We start from the raw sequence: 15,644 nt of genomic DNA, 5'->3' as shown, positions 1-15,644 counted from the left end.
CGTGAGCGTAGGGAGGCGCGATCATGCGTGTCCAAGGCCGATGTGGCATCGAGTGATACCTTTCCTGCATCATGTCGGGACTCATGTTTTCGCTCGACCAGCTGAGCGCGTTCGTCGCGGTCGCCGAGGAACTGCACTTCGGCCGGGCCGCCGAGCGGCTGAACATGACCCAGCCGCCGTTGAGCCGGCAGGTGCAGAAGCTCGAGCGGGCCGTCGGCGCGCGGCTGCTCGAACGCGACAACCGCAAGGTCGAGCTGACCGAGGCCGGGCAGGCGTTCCTCACCGAGGCACGCCGGCTGCTCGCGCTGGTCGAGACCGCGGGCGATCTGGCCCGCCGGGTGGACCAAGGCGCGGCCGGGACGCTCCGGCTGGGCTTCACGGCCACATCGGCGATCCGGACGCTGGGGCCGCTGCTGCGCCGGCTGTCCGAGGAACTGCCGGACGTCGACGTGATCCTGCACGAGCGGGTCACCCCCGCGCAGATCGACGGGCTGCTGCGTGGCGAGCTGGATCTCGGACTCGGACGGCCGCCGTTCGACTCCGACGTACTGGACTCCCGGATCGTGGTGCGGGAACCGTTGTGTGCTGTTGTCCCCGGCAACCATCGGCTCGCCGCGCTCCGCCGGCCGTTGACGTCCGCGGACTTCAGCGGAGAGCAGGTGATCAGCTACTCGCCGACCCAGGCCCGGTACTTTCACGAGCTCACGGTCCGGTTCCTCGCCGAGTCGCACCCGAGGATCGAGCAGCGGGTGCAGCAGATCCTCACCGTGATCCTGCTGGTCGCGGCCGGCCGCGGCGTCGCGCTGGTGCCGGCGTCGGCCCGCTACCTCGGCGTCGAGGGCGTGACGTACTGCGACCTGGACGGACCCGCCGGACCTGTCGAGGCGGTCGAGCTGCACGCGATCTGGCGCCGGGACGCGACCAGCCCGGTCCTGCAGCGCGTCCTCACGATGCTCCCAGAGCATCATTAGATCCAAAATCGATCTTGGACAGGTATCCACGCGGCTTCCTACGCTGTGCCGCGTGACCAATGACTCCCCCCGGTACTCCCCCACCGAACTCGCCGCGCAGCTGAAGACCGGGCTGCTCTCGTTCCCCGTGACGCACTTCCACGCGGACCTCAGCTTCAACGAGGCCGGGTACCGCGAGCACCTGTCCTGGCTGAGCCAGTACGACGTCGCGGGCCTGTTCGCCGCGGGCGGGACCGGCGAGGGCTTCTCGCTGACGCCGGCGGAGATCGACACCGTCGTACGGACCGCTGTTTCGGAGGTGAACGGACGGGTCCCGGTGATCGCACCGGCGACCGGCGGAACCGCCGCCGCGGTGGCGGGAGCCCAGGCGGCGGAGGCGGCCGGCGCGGACGGGGTGCTGCTGTTCCCGCCGTACCTGACCGAGGCCGGTCAGCGTGGTTTGATCGAGCATGTGTCGGCGGTGTGCCGTAGTACGAGCCTCGGGGTGACGGTGTACAGCCGCGCGAACGCGATCCTCGACGACGTCACGGTCGCCGAGCTCGCGGACCGCAACCCGAACCTGGTCTGCCTCAAGGACGGGGTCGGGAACGTCGAGCAGATGACGCGGACGTACGCGCTGGTCGGCGAGCGGCTCACGTACGTCGGCGGGCTGCCGACGGCGGAGACGTTCGCGCTGCCGCTGCTGCAGCTCGGGTACAGCACGTACTCGTCGGCGATCTTCAACTTCGTGCCGGAGTTCGCGCTCGGCTTCTACGCCGACGTGATCGCCCAGGACCGCGACGCGGTGTACCGCAAGCTGCGGGAGTTCGTGCTGCCGTACCTGGACATCCGCGACCGGACCAAGGGGTACGCCGTGTCGATCGTGAAGGCCGGCGTCAACGCGATCGGACGCGGCGCCGGGCCGGTGCGGCCGCCGCTGCAGGACCTCAGCTCCGAGGAACTCGCGGAGCTGACCGAGTTGATCAAGAAGGTGAAATGACGCCTACTGTCGCGTCGGTCGAGGTCGTGCCCGTGGCTGGGTACGACAGCATGTTGCTGAATCTGAGTGGGGCGCACGGGCCGTTCTTCACTCGGAACGTCGTGATCGTGACCGACAGCTCGGGTAATACGGGGCTTGGCGAGGTGCCTGGCGGGGAGAAGATCGCGGGGACGATCCGCGACGCGGCACCTCAGCTCATCAACCAGCCACTGGCTGGATACCGCCGGCTGCTTCGCGCGATTTCCACCGCCTTCCAAGGGCGGGACGCCGGTGGGCGTGGGCTGCAGACCTTTGACCTTCGGACGACGGTGCATGCGGTGACGGGACTCGAGTCGGCACTGCTGGATCTGCTCGGGCAGCATCTCGGAGTCCCGGTTGCCGAATTACTGGGCGACGGACAGCAGCGCAGCGCGGTCCCGGTGCTGGGTTACCTGTTCTACGTAGGCGATGCCGCCCAAACGGACCTGCCCTACCAGGACGGTGGTGGTGACCGGTGGCTGGAGTTGCGGCGGAAGCCGGCACTTACTGCTGAGGCTGTTGTCGAGTTGGCTGTGGCGGCGCAGGAGCGGTACGGGTTCGCCGACTTCAAGCTCAAGGGTGGCGTGTTCGATCCGCATGTCGAGGTGGACGCGGTGCGAGCGTTGCACGAGCGGTTTCCGGGGGCGCGGATCACGGTCGACCCGAACGGGGCGTGGCTGGTCCGCGAGGCCGTCGCGGTCTGCTCGGGACTGGACGACGTACTGGCCTACGTCGAGGATCCGTGCGGCGCCGAGTCCGGGTTCTCCGGGCGGGAGACGATGGCCGAGTTCAAGCGCCAGACCGGTCTGCGGACGGCGACGAACATGATCGCGACCGACTGGCGCGAGCTCGCGCACGCGATCCGGACGGACGCGGTCGACATCCCGCTGGCGGACCCGCACTTCTGGACGATGGCCGGATCGGTGCGGGTCGCGCAACTGTGCCACGACTTCGGGCTGACCTGGGGTTCGCACTCCAACAACCACTTCGACATCTCGCTCGCGATGTTCACCCACGTCGGCGCGGTCGCACCGGGAGACATCACCGCACTCGACACGCACTGGATCTGGCAGGACGGACAGGCGCTGACCAAGGAACCGCTGCGGATCGCCGGCGGCGAGATCGCCGTACCGACGCGCCCCGGCCTCGGGATCGACCTCGACCGCGACGCGCTGACCGCCGCTCACGAGCTGTACCTCGAGCACGGCCTCGGCGCACGCAACGACGCGATCGCGATGCAGTACCTGATCGAGGACTGGACCTTCGACCCGAAGAAGCCTTGTATGGTCCGTTAGATGAGGATCTTCTTGTCGACCGACATGGAAGGTACGGCGGGCGTCGTCGACTGGAGCCAGGTACGCGGACCCGCCGCGGAGTACGAGTACTACCGGGGTCAGCTGCAGGCCGAGGTGAACGCCGCGATCGACGGCGCGCTGGCCGCGGGCGGGACCGAGTTCCTGGTGAACGACTCGCATTCGACGATGCAGAACCTGCGCCCGGACGAACTGCACGGGCGGGCGAGCTACCTGTCCGGGAAGCACAAGCCGTTGTACATGATGCAGGGTCTCGACGACTCGTTCGACGCCGTGTTCTTCGTCTCGTACCACGGGTCGGCGGGGTCCACGTCGTCCGTGCTGCACCACACCTACAACCCGCGCGCGATCGCCGAGGTCCGGCTGAACGGCGCGATCACCGGCGAGGCCGGGATCAACGCGCTCGCAGCGCTGGCGCACGGTGTGCCCGTCGTACTGATCTCCGGCGACCGGGTGACGATCGACGAGGCACAGGCGTTCTGTCCGGAGATCGAATCGGTCGTGGTGAAGGATTCGGTGTCGCACAACGCCGCCCTGTCGGTGCATCCGGAGCGGGCCCGGGAGCTGATCCACGACGGTGCCCGCCGCGCGCTCGCCCGGCTGAGCGACATCCGGTTGCCGAGTATCACGCTGCCCGCCGAGCTGACCGTGCGTTTCCACAACGGGGCGTTCGCCGAGCTGGCCACCCAGCTGCGCGGCGTCGAGCGGCGCGAGGAGAAGGTCGTTGCCTTGCGCAATGACAATCCGCTGCAGCTTTACCGGAGCTTCATCGCGACCGTCCTGTTGAGCCGCGGAGTCAGCGAGTAGTTTGGTCCGGTCGTCTCTCTCCTAGGAGTCCGGAATGCGTTGGCACCAGCCGCTGGCCGCAGCAGTCGTCCTGACCGCCCTCACCACGACGCTCACCGCGTCCGCGACTCCTCTCCAGTACGGCGGTGCTTGCTCGCGGCATGCGACGCTCCTCGGTTTCAGCGACGCGCTCGACAAGACGACGTACGACGGGCAGCCGGTGGCGGGACTGTCCGCACTCAACGTGACCGGGCCGCACAGCGCGGTCGCGCTGGTCGACAACGTCGCGACCACACCCGCCCGGGTGTTCGACCTGAAGGTGAACAGCACGCCGACGTCGGTACAGGTCGACGGGATGACGATTCTCCGGCGCCCGGACGGTACGCCGTACAACGGCGGCGACTTCGACGGCGAAGGACTCGTCGTCGAGCGGGGCGACCGGACCATCCTGGCGACGTCGGAGCGGGAGCCGTCGATCCGGCGCTTCCGGCTGTCAGACGGCAAGCAGATCGGCCAACTGCCGGTGCCGGCCCGCTTCCAGGTCGCGCCGGCCGGCGAGGCGACGAGCAACGCGACGTTCGAGTCGCTCGCGGTCAGCCGTGACGGTCTGTCGCTGTACGCCGGTATGGAAGGGCCGCTCGCTTCGGACGGGACCGACGCCGGCAACCGCAGCCGGAACCGCATCATCCGGTACTTCGGGCTGCCGGGGCACGAGTATCGGCCCGTCGCGCAGTACGCGTACCAGCCGGATCCGGGGCTCGCGCTCGTCGAACTCGCGTCGGCGAGCCCGACCGAGCTGGTGTCGATGGAGCGGACGTTCACGCCGGGCGTCGGGAACACGATCCGGGTGTTCACGGTGTCGCTGCGGCGGGCGACCGATGTCACCAAGGTCGCCTCGCTGGCGGATGCGCCGTCGTCGGTCTTCCTGCAGAAGAAGCTGCTTTTCGACCTGGTGGACTGCCCGCCGTCGGGCGCGGTCGCGAAGCAGCCGCAGCCGAACCCGCTGCTGGACAACGTCGAAGCGCTCGCCCTCGGCGGCTACCTGCCGGGCGGGCGCCGGCAGCTGTACCTGATGTCGGACGACAACAACGGCGCCACCCAGATCACCCGCTTCTACTCGCTGGCAGTCAACCTGGCGTGATGGCGGGCTGTACGTAACACTGTGTGAATGCGCGTGATCGTGGTGGGTGCGGGCGTGATCGGGCTGAGCTGCGCCATCCGGCTCGCCGAGGGCGGGTACGACGTGGCGGTGCTCGCCCGCGATCTGCCGTTGGAGACGACCTCGTCGGTGGCGGCCGCGATCTGGTACCCGTACCTGTCGGCGCCGGAGGACCGGGTGGCCGGCTGGTCGCGGGCGACGTACGAGGAGTTCACGAAGCTGACGGAGCTCGAGCCGTCGGTGCAGCTGCGGCACGGGCGCGAGTTCCTGGTGGAGCGGACGCCGGATCCGCGGTGGGCCGACGTACTGCCGGATCTCACCCGGGTCGCGTCGCCGCCGGCCGGGTTCGCGGACGGGTGGGCCTTCACGGCGCCGGTGATCGACATGCCGGCGTACCTGCCCGCGTTGGTGAAACGGCTCGAGGCGGCGGGCGGGACGCTGACCCGGGCCGCGTTGTCCGCGTTGCCGACCGGGGCCGATCTCGTGGTGAACTGCACCGGCCTGGGCGCGCGGCTGACCGCGGGCGATCCGACGGTGACGCCGGTGCGTGGTCAGGTGCTGACGGTCGAGCCGTGCGGGCTGACCGACTGGCTGGTCGCGGACCGTTCGCCGGACGAGCTGACGTACGTGATTCCGCGGCAGAACGACGTGGTCGTCGGCGGCACCAGCCAGCCCGGCGACTGGAATCTGGCCGTCGACCCGAAGACCACCGAAGAGATCCTGGAGCGGGCGGCCGAGCTGGTTCCGCAACTGCGCAAGGCGAAAATCATCCGGCAGCGCGTCGGGCTGCGTCCGGCACGTCCGGCGATCCGCTGCGAGCTCGTGCGCACCCGCTCCGGCGAGCCGATCATCCACTGCTACGGCCACGGCGGCTCCGGCGTCACACTCTCCTGGGGCTGCGCGGACGAGGTCTTCGAACTTGTCCAAGGTGTCTGACCAGCTGGTCATCCTGGACGGCGGTCTGTCGAACGCGTTGGAGGACCGCGGCCACGACCTGTCCGACGCGCTGTGGTCCGCCCGCCTGCTGCGCGACGCTCCCGCGGAGATCGCCGCCGTGCACCGCGCGTACTACGAGGCCGGGGCGATGGTCGCGACCACGGCGAGCTACCAGGCCAGCGTGGACGGTTTCGCACGAGCCGGTGTCGAACGCGCCGAGGCCGAGCGCCTGATCACGAGCAGCGTGCGGATCGCCCGCGAGGTCCGCGACGAGTTCGACGACCGGCTCGTGGCCGCGTCGGTCGGTCCGTACGGCGCGATGCTCGCCGACGGATCGGAGTACCGCGGCCGGTACGGCGTCAGCTCGCAGGTCCTCCGCGACTTCCACGGCCCGCGCCTCGAACTCCTCGCGGCCGCCGGCCCCGACCTCCTGGCCGTCGAAACCATCCCCGACACCGACGAGGCCGAGGTCCTGGTCGAGCTCCTGCGCGAACTCGACGTCCGCGCCTGGTTCTCGTACTCGATCGACGGCAACCACACCCGCGCCGGCCAACCACTCACCGACGCCTTCGCGATCCCCGCCATTCCCCAGATCATTGCCGTCGGCATCAACTGCTGCAAACCCACCGACGTCCGAGCCGCCGTACAGACAGCCGTCGCCGTGTCCGGCAAGCCCGCGATCGCCTACCCCAACCGCGGTGAGTCCTGGGACGCGGTCGCACGCACCTGGGTCGGCGACGGCACCGGGCCTGCAGCCTTGGCACCCGGCTGGGTCGAGGCGGGTGCCAAGTACGTCGGAGGCTGCTGCCGAGTAAGCCCAGACGACATCCAAGCGCTCGCGACGGGCGTTGCGTAGCCGCGCGCCACATGCCCTGCCTGCTTGTGTCTGCCGAGCTCGTCGATGCTCGACGGTGAGTGGCGTCGTCGGAGCGGGTGAGCTGTCTTGTTGGGAAAGAAACTGTCGCGATCTGCAAATTTGTTTCCCCGCTCTTCAGGGTTCGCCCCTGGACCGGGCAGCAGAGCAAACCCCACACCTGCCCACCCACGACCTCCCCTGGGGCACGCCCTCCCCGGGGCCGCGTTCCTCCCCAAACCGGTTTGGGGAGGATCACCTGCCGTTTTCGGGGTGTGTTCGGGGTGCAGGGCTCCCCGAACTGGTTTGGGGAGCCCTGAGCAGCGACGGGGATTGCGGGGGGTGCGCGGGGTTAGACGCCGAGGACCTGGCAGAGGAGGTCTAGGGCTCCGGGGTAGGCGTGGTCGGGTGGGGTGCCGTAGCCGACGATGACTGCTTGGCGGGTGGCTGGGGTCGGGTCGAAGTGGTACGTCGTGAGCGTGGCGAGGCCGAGGCCCTGGCGCGCGGCTCGGGCAACCATGTCCTCGGCGTCTCCGGGGACGTCGAGCAACACGTGCAGGCCGGCGGAGATGCCTGCGACCTCGACCGTGGGGGCGCGGACCGCGAGCAGTTCGACGAGGCGGTCGCGACGGCGGCGGTAGTGCAGGCGCGAACGCCGTACATGCCGGTCGTAGTGGCCGGAGGCAATGAATTCGGCGAGGATCAGTTGCTCGAGGGTGGCGGTCTGGAAGTCGGCGGTGCGTTTGGCGGCGACGACGGGCTCGATCAGCCGCTGCGGCAGCACCATCCACGCGAGCCGCAGCCCGGGCGCGAGGCTCTTGCTCGCCGTACCCGTGTACACGACACGCTCCGGATCCAGCGCCTGCAACGCCCCGACCGCCTGCCGGTCGTACCGGAACTCGCCGTCGTAGTCGTCCTCGATCAGCACCGCCCCCGACTCCCGCGCCCACTCGACAGCAGCGGTACGGCGTTCCGGGGCGAGCGGCACGCCCGTCGGCATCTGATGTGCGGGCGTCAGCAGTACGCCCTGCCCGGTCAGCCCGGTGGTCTGCGCACCCAGCTCGTCGACCGGTACAGCGACCACGTCCAGGCCGCGCGCCCGGATCACGTCCCGATGCAGCCCGTACCCGAACTCCTCGACCGCGATCGTCGTACCGCCGAGATTCTTGATCGCCTCGCTGAGCAGACTCAGCGCCTGCACGTACCCGGAGCAGATCAGGATCCGCTCCGGGTCGGCCCGCACGCCGCGCGCCCGGGCCAGGTAGTCGGCCAGCACTCGCCGCAACTCGATCCGGCCGCGCGGATCGCCGAGCCCGAACGCCTCGTTCGGCGCCGCGGTCAGCGCCTTCCGCGCCGCGGCCAGCCATTCGGTCCGCGGGAACGTCGCCACGTCCGGTGATCCCGGCGTCAGGTCGTACCGAAAACTCCGGGCCTCAGGCAACGAAACGGCCGGCGCCGGCGGTACGGCGGCCCGGCTCGCGACCACTGTCCCGGACCCTTGGCGCGCCGTCAGCCACCCCTCGGCCACGAGCTGCCCGTACGCGTCGGCGACCGTGTTCCGCGCGATGCCGAGGTCCCGGGCCAGCGACCGCGACGACGGCAGCCGGGTCCCCGCCGTCAACCGCCCACTCCGGATCGACTCGTGCAACGCACGCGCCAACTCGTTCCGCCCCCGCGCCGCGGCCAGATCCAGGTGCAAATCCGCCCCCGCCGAATTGGCCCCTTGATCCACCATAGAAGTGGACCATACACCTGGGCCGATCCGCCTTTAGGTTGAAGGTATGACAACATCAACACGGCGGGTCAAGCTCGCCAACCTGGTGCCGGACTTCTACAAGGCGATGATCGAGCTGGACCGGGTGTCGGACGAGGGGATCGACCCGAAGCTGGCGCATCTGGTGCGGATCCGGGCCTCGCAGATCAACGGGTGCGCGTACTGCACCGACATGCACTCGCTCGACCTGCGGGAGCTCGGCGAGGACCAGCAGCAGCGGATCGCGCTGCTCCCGGTGTGGCGCGAGGCGGCGAAGTTCTACACCGAGCAGGAGAAGGCCGCGCTGCAGCTGACCGAGGCGATCACGCTGATCAGCGTCGACCACGTCCCGGACGACGTGTACGAGGTCGCGGCGCAAGCGTTCGGCGAGAAGGAGCTCGCGCAGCTGATCGCGTTGATCATCACCATCAACATGTGGACCCGCGTGGGGGTGACCGGGCGGATGGAGCCCGGCCACTACAAGCCATGACCGCCGAACTCTTCAGAGCACTCCACCACGGCGGCACTCCCCTGGTCCTCCCGAACGCCTGGGACCCGGTGAGCGCACGCCTCGTCGCCGAGGCCGGCTTCTCGGCCGTGGCCACCAGCAGCGGCGCGGTCGCCCGCGTCCTCGGGTACGACGACGGACAGCTGACCCCGCCGCAGACGATGTTCGCCGCCGTGGCGCGGATCGTGCGCGCGGTCGACGTACCGGTCACCGCGGATCTGGAGGCCGGGTACGGTCTGCCGCCGAAGGAGTTCGCGGAGCGGCTGCTGGAGACCGGCGCGGTCGGCTGCAACCTCGAGGACTCGGTCGACGGCGCACTGGTCGACATCGCCCAGCAGGCGGACTATCTGGCCGAGGTACGCGCGGCTGCGGGCGCCGAGCTGGTGATCAACGCGCGCGTCGACACGTTCCTCCGGCCGGTGGACGACCCCGTCGCCGAGGCGGTACGGCGCGGACGCGAGTACCGGCGGGCCGGGGTCGACTGCGTGTATCCGATCCTCGCGCCGCTCGACCAGCTGGCCCAGGTGGCCGAGGCGGTCGGCGGGCCGATCAACGGGCACGCGAAGACCGGTGGACCGACGCCGGCCGAGCTCGCCGCGGCCGGCGCGACGCGGATCTCGTACGGGACGAGCGTGCACGAGTACGTGATGGCCCAGCTCCGCGAGCTACTGCCGACGCTCACGCCGTAAGGCGTAGACGAGGGCCCAATCCTGGTCGTTGGCGAGGGGGTCGGCGATGTGGGCGGGCTGGCCGTTGACGCAGCTCGGGTACACGAACGCGCAGGTCGCCGATCCGTCCGCGGCGAAGCTGACCAGGTTCGCGCGGAGGATCGCGTCCTCCGCGCGATCCAGCCAGGCGGCCTCGTCCGGCGTCACGAGTTCGCGGGGCCAGGCGGCGTACACGACCGCGCTCAACGCGGACCAGTAGTGAGGGAAGACGTCGCCCCACAGGCGCAGCCGGCCGAACCAGTAGCCGTCCCAGTGCCGGATCGGCACGTGCCGCAGCCGTACGTCGGGCTGGTCGGCGGCGAACGCGGTCAGCCACGGGAGGCGCCGGGTCAGCTCGGCGCCGTCGATCTGGTCCGGTGCGACGCGATACGCCGACACGAGCAGCTCGAGGAGCGGGGCGACCATCGACTGCTCGTAGTTCACCTCGTGCGGCGGCAGCTCGTCGCCGTACCCGATGAAGGTCGTCGCGTGCCGGACCAGGTGCTCGTGGAGGCCGAGTTCGCTCAGCAGCGGGCCGAGGTCGAAGGCGAGGAAGTGGTCGCCGCCGAGTTCGTAGTACCGGTTGAGGATGCGGGCCGCGCCGGCGCGATCGCCCTGGCCGAGCAGGAAGCGGGCGAACCACGGGAAGTTGTAGAGACGTACGGCGTTCTGGTGGACGCTGTCGTCCTGGATCGTGCCGTGCTCGTCGAGCAGATGCTCGCGGACGAACTGCTCGTACCCGGCCAGCGCCTCGTCCAGTTCGGCGCGGTCGCCCCAACCGCGGTCGCGGACCTCCTGCAGGAGAAGAGCCATGCCGACGCGTTCGCGGGCGTCGTTCCAGTCGCGCCAGGCGCTGGACAGGACGGTCAGACCGCTCTCGTTGTCGTACGGCACGAACGCGTACTTGCGGCTGTCGGGAAGCTCCGGTCGCCGTTGCCGGTCGAGGACGAAGCGGGCGCGGCGTTCGGCGATCGTTCGCAGCGGCTCGTGGAAGAGGACCGCGATCCGCGACCTGCCGTCGGGAGCTTCGACGTACTTGATGCCTGGCTCGCTGCTCGTGATCTCGCGCCCGTCGTGCAGCTGGATCGTCTCGCCGACCTCGACGGCGAGGCGGTCGGCGCCGACCAGCGGTGCGCGGTCCGCATGGAAGGCGGGCAGGTCGTCGTACCAGGCCAGCTGCCAGGTCCAGCGGTACGACGCTCCTGGCGCGAGCGTGATGGCCGGTTGGCCGCCCATCGCGCCGGGTACCCGTGCATGGTCGGTGACATGGAGGTAGATGTGGCCGCGGATGTTGCTGCTCGTGCCGGGCTCGCGGGACTCGACCGAGTACGCCCAGAGCTCGCCCTCCGTGAGCTGCAGGCCGAGCCCAGGCCCGCTGCCGTCCATCGGCACCGCCCAGACCCACGCGTCCGCGCCGCCTGTCCAGACGTGCGCGTGCACCGCGCCGGTGAGGCTCTCCCGGCTCGACGTGTAGACATCGCGGTACGGCGTACTGATCGCCAGCGACCCGACCTCGACCGGATCGGAGCCGGTGTTGCGGAGCTCGTACGTCTCGGTCCACCGCTCACCGAAGCGCCGGCCGACGCGGAGCTCCAGGTCACCGAACTGGTACATCAGGTCGATGCCGCTGCTCCGCCACCGGGTGAACGCCGGGGCGTCGAACCGGTGCGCTCCGCGATCGGTGATCACGAAACCCTTGCCCCAGGCGTGCAGGCTGTCTTGCACAGTGCCATCTACGCCGTCGTCCAGCAGGACGCGCCGTCCATCCGGGTGCAGCACCTGTGCGACGGCACCGTCGTCGGCGAGCTGGACCTTCCCGCGACCGAACTCAAAACTTTCCACGATCCGCCAACCTATCGATGTCGAGAACCCCGCGGCGGCTCCGTCCCCCTGATGAGAACAACCTCCTCAGATTGGATACCGAGATGAACCAGCAGCAGATCGCCGAGATCCTCGCCAAGCCGTACGCGCAGCAGCTCCTGAACGGCTCCGAGCCGGCCCGCTTCGCCTACGACGGCCTCGACGGCGACCCGCGGGTGGTCCCGATCGGGTTCTGGATCGAGGGCGACCAGATCCAGATCGCCACCGCGCCCAAGACCGCCAAGGTCGCCGCACTCCGCAAGAACCCGAAGGTCGCGCTCACCATCGACACCGGCGCCTTCCCGCCCAAGGTGCTGCTGCTCCGCGGCACCGCGTCGCTCGAGCTGGTCCCGGGAGTTCCCGAGGGCTACCTGATCGCAGGCCACAAGGTCATGACCGACGAGCAGTACCCGGGCTGGGTCGAGGGCGTGAAGGCCCTGTACGACGAGATGGTGGTCATCACGGTCACGCTCACGTGGGCCAAGCTGCTCGACTTCGAGACCACGATCCCGAAGGCCGTCGAGGACCTGATCAAGGAGAAGTCGGCCGGCTGATTCGCCCCGCCGGCCGCTAGTACGCCATGCTGGCAATGGCATACCAAACGTCGGAGAGGGTCGATGAGCGAGAGCCGGGAGTCCGAGACCGAACGGGTCACGCGACAGCTGCGGGGCGAGATCCTCGACGGGGTGCGGCCGCCGGGTGAGCGGCTGGTCGAGCGCGAGCTGGCCGCCGCGCTGGACGTCAGCCGGGTGCCGGTGCGGGAGGCCCTGAAGGCGCTCGTCAACGAAGGCCTGGTGACGTTGCGGCCGCGCTCGTGGGCGGTGGTGCGGACGTTCACCGACTCCGACATCGCCGACCTCACCGAGGTCCGGGAGGCGTTCGAGCCGCTGACGTTCCGGCTCGCGGCGGAGCGGCGTACCCGGGAAGGACTCGACCGGCTGCGGGCGGTTCTGGACGAGCAACTGGTCGCGGCCCGGGCGAAGGACGCCGTCGTCGCGCGGCGGAAGGCGGCCGACTTCCACGAGATCGTGACCGAGCTGGCGTCCAACGAGCTGCTGGTCGAGATCGAGCGCCCGTTGCGCAGCCGGATGCGCTGGCTGCTGACCCAGCACGACGACCTGATCGCGGTCGCCGGCCAGCACCTGGAGCTGTTCACCGCGATCGCCAACCGGGACGTCGACGCCGCCGAACGCCTCGCCACCGAGCACCTCGCGCAGTCCCACGTGCTGTTCCGGAGCAGCCGCGGGATGGAGTGAGAATTTGGTATACCATTCTTGCCATGACCTCTTTGCTGCTTGCTGACGTGCGCCCTTGGGGCGGCGACGCGGTCGACGTGACGATCGTCGACGGCGTGATCACGGACCTCTCCCCCGCCGGGAGCGGCACGGACGCGGAGCAGCGGGTCGACGGACGTGGACTGCTGGCGCTGCCGGGGTTCGTCAACGCGCACGCGCACGTCGACAAGAGCTGGTGGGGCCAGCCGTGGGTGTCGTACGGCGGGCAGCCGACCACACAGGGCCGGATCGCGCACGAGCGCGCCGAGCGGGACAAGTACGGCATCCCGAGCGTCGACGGCGCGAAGGCGGTGCTGCGCGAGTTCCTCCGGCACGGTACGACGGCGACCCGCACGCACGTCGACGTCGACCTCGGTGTCGAGCTGCGCGGCATCGCGAACGTGCTCGAGGCAGCGGCCGCGCTGGACGGCGCCGTCGACGTGGAGATCGTCGCCTTCCCGCAGGACGGCGTACTCCGGCGTCCCGGCGTCCTCGACCTGCTCGACAAGGCCGCGGCCGAAGGGGCGACGAGCATCGGCGGTCTCGACCCGGCGACGATCGACCGCGACCCGGTCGGCCAGCTGGACGCGCTGTTCGAGATCGCGCACCGGCGCGAGGTCGGTATCGACATCCACCTGCACGACCGCGGCGACCTCGGCGCGTTCCAGTACGAGCTGATCGCCGAGCGCACCGTCCAGGCCGGTCTGCAGGGCAAGGTGAACGTGTCGCACGGGTTCGCACTCGGCGAGCTGCCCCCGGCGCGGCGGACCGAACTGGTCGACCGGCTCGGCGCGGCCGGGATCTCCTGGACGACGGTCGCTCCGCCCACCTCGGCGCCGCTGCCGTTCCGCGAGATGCGCGCGGCGGGCGTCCCGATCGGCCTCGGCACCGACGGCATCCGCGACCTGTGGTCGCCGTACGGCGATGGCGACCTGCTGCAGATCGCCCGCGGTTTCGCCCGGCTGCACGGACTCCGCACCGACGAGGACCTGACGTACGCGGTCGAGCTCGCGACGACGTACGGCGCCTCCTTCGTGCACCGCGAGAACCACGGCCTCACCGTCGGAGCTCGCGCGGACATCGTGCTGCTCGACGCCGAGAACGCGCCCGACGTACTGGTCCGCGCACCGCGTCGTGAATACGTCATCGCCGGCGGCCAGGTCGTCGTCCGCGACGGCGAACTCCAGGTGTGAGTACCGGGACTGCTGTCGGACGCACGCTGGGCTCGCTGCGGGACAACCGCGCGTTTCGGTTGTTCTGGTTCTCGAACTTGTTCTTCTTCGGGGGTGTCTGGACGCAGACACTCGTGCTCGGGTGGCTCGCCTGGGAGACCACGCACTCGGACTTCCTGGTCGCCGTCTACACGGCGGTGCGGTTGGCGCCGTTGCTACTGGGGCCGTTCGCCGGTGCGTTCGCGGACCGGCACAACCGAGTGCGGCTGCTCATCGTCGCGGCGTCGTGGGCGCTGGTCGCGGTCAGCGCCGTTGCCACGCTGGCGTCGCTCGGCAAGGCGTCGTACTGGGTGCTGGTGGTCGGCGGGCTGGCGATCGGGCTCGCGCAGTCACCGTCGCAGCCGGCCCGCGCCTCGCTGGTGATGGACCTGGTCGGCCGGGAGAACCTCAGCAACGCCAACGCGCTGAACTCAATGGCGCTGAACATGACGCAGGTCATCGGGCCCGCGGTCGGCGGACTGATGATCACCGGCCTGGGCGCACCGGCCGCGTTGTGGGTCTCGACCTTTTGGTATGCCATTTCGCTGGTCACATTGCTGCCGTTGCGCGAGTACGGTCGGGTGGCCGGCGGGCACACCGGATCGGCGCTCCGGATGGTCAGCAGCGGCCTCCGCGACCTCGCCCGGAACCGGCTGGCCTCGACCGTCCTGCTGATCACCCTGGCCGCGAACACGTTGCTGTGGCCGATCGCGCAGTCCTTCATGCCGGTCTTCGCGCAGGAGTCGCTCGGGCTCGACGCGGCCGGACTGGGCTGGCTGCTGACCTGCGCAGGCGTCGGCGGGCTGACCGGTTCGCTGGTGATCGCCTGGCTCGGCGACTTCCGGTTCAAGGGCGGGATGTTCGTGGTGGGTACGGCGATCTGGGGCACGCTGTGGTCGCTGTTCGCACTGTCCCACGACCCGGTGGTGTCGTTCGTGCTGATGACCGCGATCGGGGTGATGAGCGCGGCCTTCGGCGTCCTGCAGACGACGCTGCTCCTGATGACCACCGACGAGTCGCTGCACGGCCGCGCACTGGGCGTCCAGGAACTCGCGATCGGGATCATGCCCGTCGCGTCGCTCGCACTGGGCGCCTTCGCCGAGCACTACGGCGTCGGCGTCACCACCTTCGTCAGCGCCGTACTTCTGGTCGTCGCCGTCGCCGCTCTCGGCCTCTGGACGCCCGTCCTGCTCCGCTACAGCGGCAGCCTTCGGTAACAAATGGGCGTTCCTGGCAACCAACTGAGAGTCCCACTGCATCTATAGGTATGAGTCCGGGGGGACTCGTACGAAGTGCACAGGCCGTGGAGCGGTCTG

The 15,644-nt window shown here is 69.8% G+C and carries 15 protein-coding genes; 13 read left to right on the top strand and 2 right to left on the bottom strand.

Going from position 1 to position 15,644, the window contains the following annotated elements:
- Window positions 1-71 precede the first annotated feature (71 nt).
- From E0H92_RS29280 to mmuM, 7 genes are read left to right on the top strand one after another with little or no spacing between them, the layout of a single operon-like run.
- Window positions 72-971, top strand: coding sequence for a LysR family transcriptional regulator (locus E0H92_RS29280; protein WP_238173650.1), 900 nt, complete (start codon window positions 72-74; stop codon window positions 969-971).
- Between the two features lie 52 nt (window positions 972-1,023).
- Window positions 1,024-1,950: a 5-dehydro-4-deoxyglucarate dehydratase gene (kdgD, locus tag E0H92_RS29275; protein WP_131463543.1), complete on the top strand. Its 927-nt coding sequence runs from the start codon at window positions 1,024-1,026 to the stop codon at window positions 1,948-1,950.
- On the top strand, window positions 1,947-3,263 hold the full coding sequence (locus E0H92_RS29270; protein WP_131498538.1) for an enolase C-terminal domain-like protein: 1,317 nt from the start codon (window positions 1,947-1,949) through the stop codon (window positions 3,261-3,263). The genes kdgD and E0H92_RS29270 overlap by 4 nt, the downstream gene beginning before the upstream one ends.
- Window positions 3,264-4,088 carry a M55 family metallopeptidase gene (locus tag E0H92_RS29265; RefSeq protein ID WP_131498537.1) on the top strand — a complete coding sequence of 275 codons (825 nt, stop codon included), beginning with the start codon at window positions 3,264-3,266 and terminating at the stop codon, window positions 4,086-4,088. It begins immediately after the preceding gene.
- Between the two features lie 34 nt (window positions 4,089-4,122).
- Window positions 4,123-5,208 (top strand): esterase-like activity of phytase family protein, encoded by a 1,086-nt coding sequence (locus tag E0H92_RS29260; protein WP_131498536.1) that lies wholly within the window; start codon window positions 4,123-4,125, stop codon window positions 5,206-5,208.
- Window positions 5,209-5,235: 27 nt separating this feature from the next.
- Window positions 5,236-6,162, top strand: coding sequence for an FAD-dependent oxidoreductase (locus E0H92_RS29255; protein WP_131291406.1), 927 nt, complete (start codon window positions 5,236-5,238; stop codon window positions 6,160-6,162).
- On the top strand, window positions 6,155-7,018 hold the full coding sequence (mmuM, locus tag E0H92_RS29250) for a homocysteine S-methyltransferase (protein ID WP_238173649.1): 864 nt from the start codon (window positions 6,155-6,157) through the stop codon (window positions 7,016-7,018). The genes E0H92_RS29255 and mmuM overlap by 8 nt, the downstream gene beginning before the upstream one ends.
- Window positions 7,019-7,367: 349 nt before the next feature.
- Here the strand turns inward: mmuM and pdxR are convergent, their stop codons facing one another.
- Window positions 7,368-8,750, bottom strand: a complete 1,383-nt coding sequence (pdxR, locus tag E0H92_RS29245; protein ID WP_131498535.1) for a MocR-like pyridoxine biosynthesis transcription factor PdxR — start codon at window positions 8,748-8,750, stop codon at window positions 7,368-7,370.
- Between the two features lie 46 nt (window positions 8,751-8,796).
- On the opposite strand from pdxR, the gene E0H92_RS29240 reads away from it, so the two are divergent.
- Complete coding sequence (locus tag E0H92_RS29240; protein ID WP_131498534.1) at window positions 8,797-9,258, top strand: carboxymuconolactone decarboxylase family protein; 462 nt, start codon at window positions 8,797-8,799, stop codon at window positions 9,256-9,258.
- Window positions 9,255-9,965, top strand: a complete 711-nt coding sequence (locus E0H92_RS29235; RefSeq protein ID WP_131498533.1) for an isocitrate lyase/PEP mutase family protein — start codon at window positions 9,255-9,257, stop codon at window positions 9,963-9,965. The genes E0H92_RS29240 and E0H92_RS29235 overlap by 4 nt, the downstream gene beginning before the upstream one ends.
- Here E0H92_RS29235 and E0H92_RS29230 read toward each other — a convergent pair.
- A complete protein-coding gene (locus E0H92_RS29230; protein ID WP_238152866.1) occupies window positions 9,942-11,825 on the bottom strand; it encodes a hypothetical protein in 1,884 nt (627 codons plus the stop codon). The two genes, E0H92_RS29235 and E0H92_RS29230, sit on opposite strands and share 24 nt — an antisense overlap.
- A gap of 83 nt (window positions 11,826-11,908) precedes the next feature.
- Here E0H92_RS29230 and E0H92_RS29225 point away from each other — a divergent pair, with 83 nt between their 5' ends.
- From E0H92_RS29225 to E0H92_RS29210, 4 genes are all read left to right on the top strand, one after another.
- Window positions 11,909-12,397, top strand: coding sequence for a pyridoxamine 5'-phosphate oxidase family protein (locus E0H92_RS29225; protein ID WP_131498532.1), 489 nt, complete (start codon window positions 11,909-11,911; stop codon window positions 12,395-12,397).
- Window positions 12,398-12,460: 63 nt separating this feature from the next.
- Window positions 12,461-13,099 carry a GntR family transcriptional regulator gene (locus tag E0H92_RS29220; RefSeq protein WP_131463522.1) on the top strand — a complete coding sequence of 213 codons (639 nt, stop codon included), beginning with the start codon at window positions 12,461-12,463 and terminating at the stop codon, window positions 13,097-13,099.
- Between the two features lie 23 nt (window positions 13,100-13,122).
- Window positions 13,123-14,310, top strand: a complete 1,188-nt coding sequence (locus E0H92_RS29215; protein ID WP_131463520.1) for an amidohydrolase — start codon at window positions 13,123-13,125, stop codon at window positions 14,308-14,310.
- The gene (locus tag E0H92_RS29210; protein WP_202873896.1) at window positions 14,307-15,545 is read left to right on the top strand and encodes an MFS transporter; all 1,239 of its coding nucleotides are present in this window, start codon (window positions 14,307-14,309) and stop codon (window positions 15,543-15,545) included. The genes E0H92_RS29215 and E0H92_RS29210 overlap by 4 nt, the downstream gene beginning before the upstream one ends.
- The last annotated feature ends 99 nt before the right edge of the window (window positions 15,546-15,644 follow it).

It is taken from the genome of Kribbella speibonae, from assembly GCF_004331375.1.
GTDB lineage: Bacteria > Actinomycetota > Actinomycetes > Propionibacteriales > Kribbellaceae > Kribbella > Kribbella sindirgiensis.
The sequence above is the reverse complement of the archived record's forward strand: the minus strand, read 5'-3'. Positions and strand labels throughout refer to the sequence as shown.

What these genes read in the sequence shown, in the direction of transcription:
- E0H92_RS29280 (WP_238173650.1), top strand. Translation starts at nt 72, where the DNA reads ATGTCGGGACTCATGTTTTCGCTCGACCAGCTGAGCGCGTTCGTCGCG.
- E0H92_RS29270 (WP_131498538.1), top strand. Translation starts at nt 1,947, where the DNA reads ATGACGCCTACTGTCGCGTCGGTCGAGGTCGTGCCCGTGGCTGGGTAC.
- E0H92_RS29265 (WP_131498537.1), top strand. Translation starts at nt 3,264, where the DNA reads ATGAGGATCTTCTTGTCGACCGACATGGAAGGTACGGCGGGCGTCGTC.
- E0H92_RS29260 (WP_131498536.1), top strand. Translation starts at nt 4,123, where the DNA reads ATGCGTTGGCACCAGCCGCTGGCCGCAGCAGTCGTCCTGACCGCCCTC.
- E0H92_RS29255 (WP_131291406.1), top strand. Translation starts at nt 5,236, where the DNA reads ATGCGCGTGATCGTGGTGGGTGCGGGCGTGATCGGGCTGAGCTGCGCC.
- pdxR (WP_131498535.1), bottom strand. Translation starts at nt 8,750, where the DNA reads ATGGTGGATCAAGGGGCCAATTCGGCGGGGGCGGATTTGCACCTGGAT.
- E0H92_RS29240 (WP_131498534.1), top strand. Translation starts at nt 8,797, where the DNA reads ATGACAACATCAACACGGCGGGTCAAGCTCGCCAACCTGGTGCCGGAC.
- E0H92_RS29235 (WP_131498533.1), top strand. Translation starts at nt 9,255, where the DNA reads ATGACCGCCGAACTCTTCAGAGCACTCCACCACGGCGGCACTCCCCTG.
- E0H92_RS29225 (WP_131498532.1), top strand. Translation starts at nt 11,909, where the DNA reads ATGAACCAGCAGCAGATCGCCGAGATCCTCGCCAAGCCGTACGCGCAG.
- E0H92_RS29220 (WP_131463522.1), top strand. Translation starts at nt 12,461, where the DNA reads ATGAGCGAGAGCCGGGAGTCCGAGACCGAACGGGTCACGCGACAGCTG.
- E0H92_RS29215 (WP_131463520.1), top strand. Translation starts at nt 13,123, where the DNA reads ATGACCTCTTTGCTGCTTGCTGACGTGCGCCCTTGGGGCGGCGACGCG.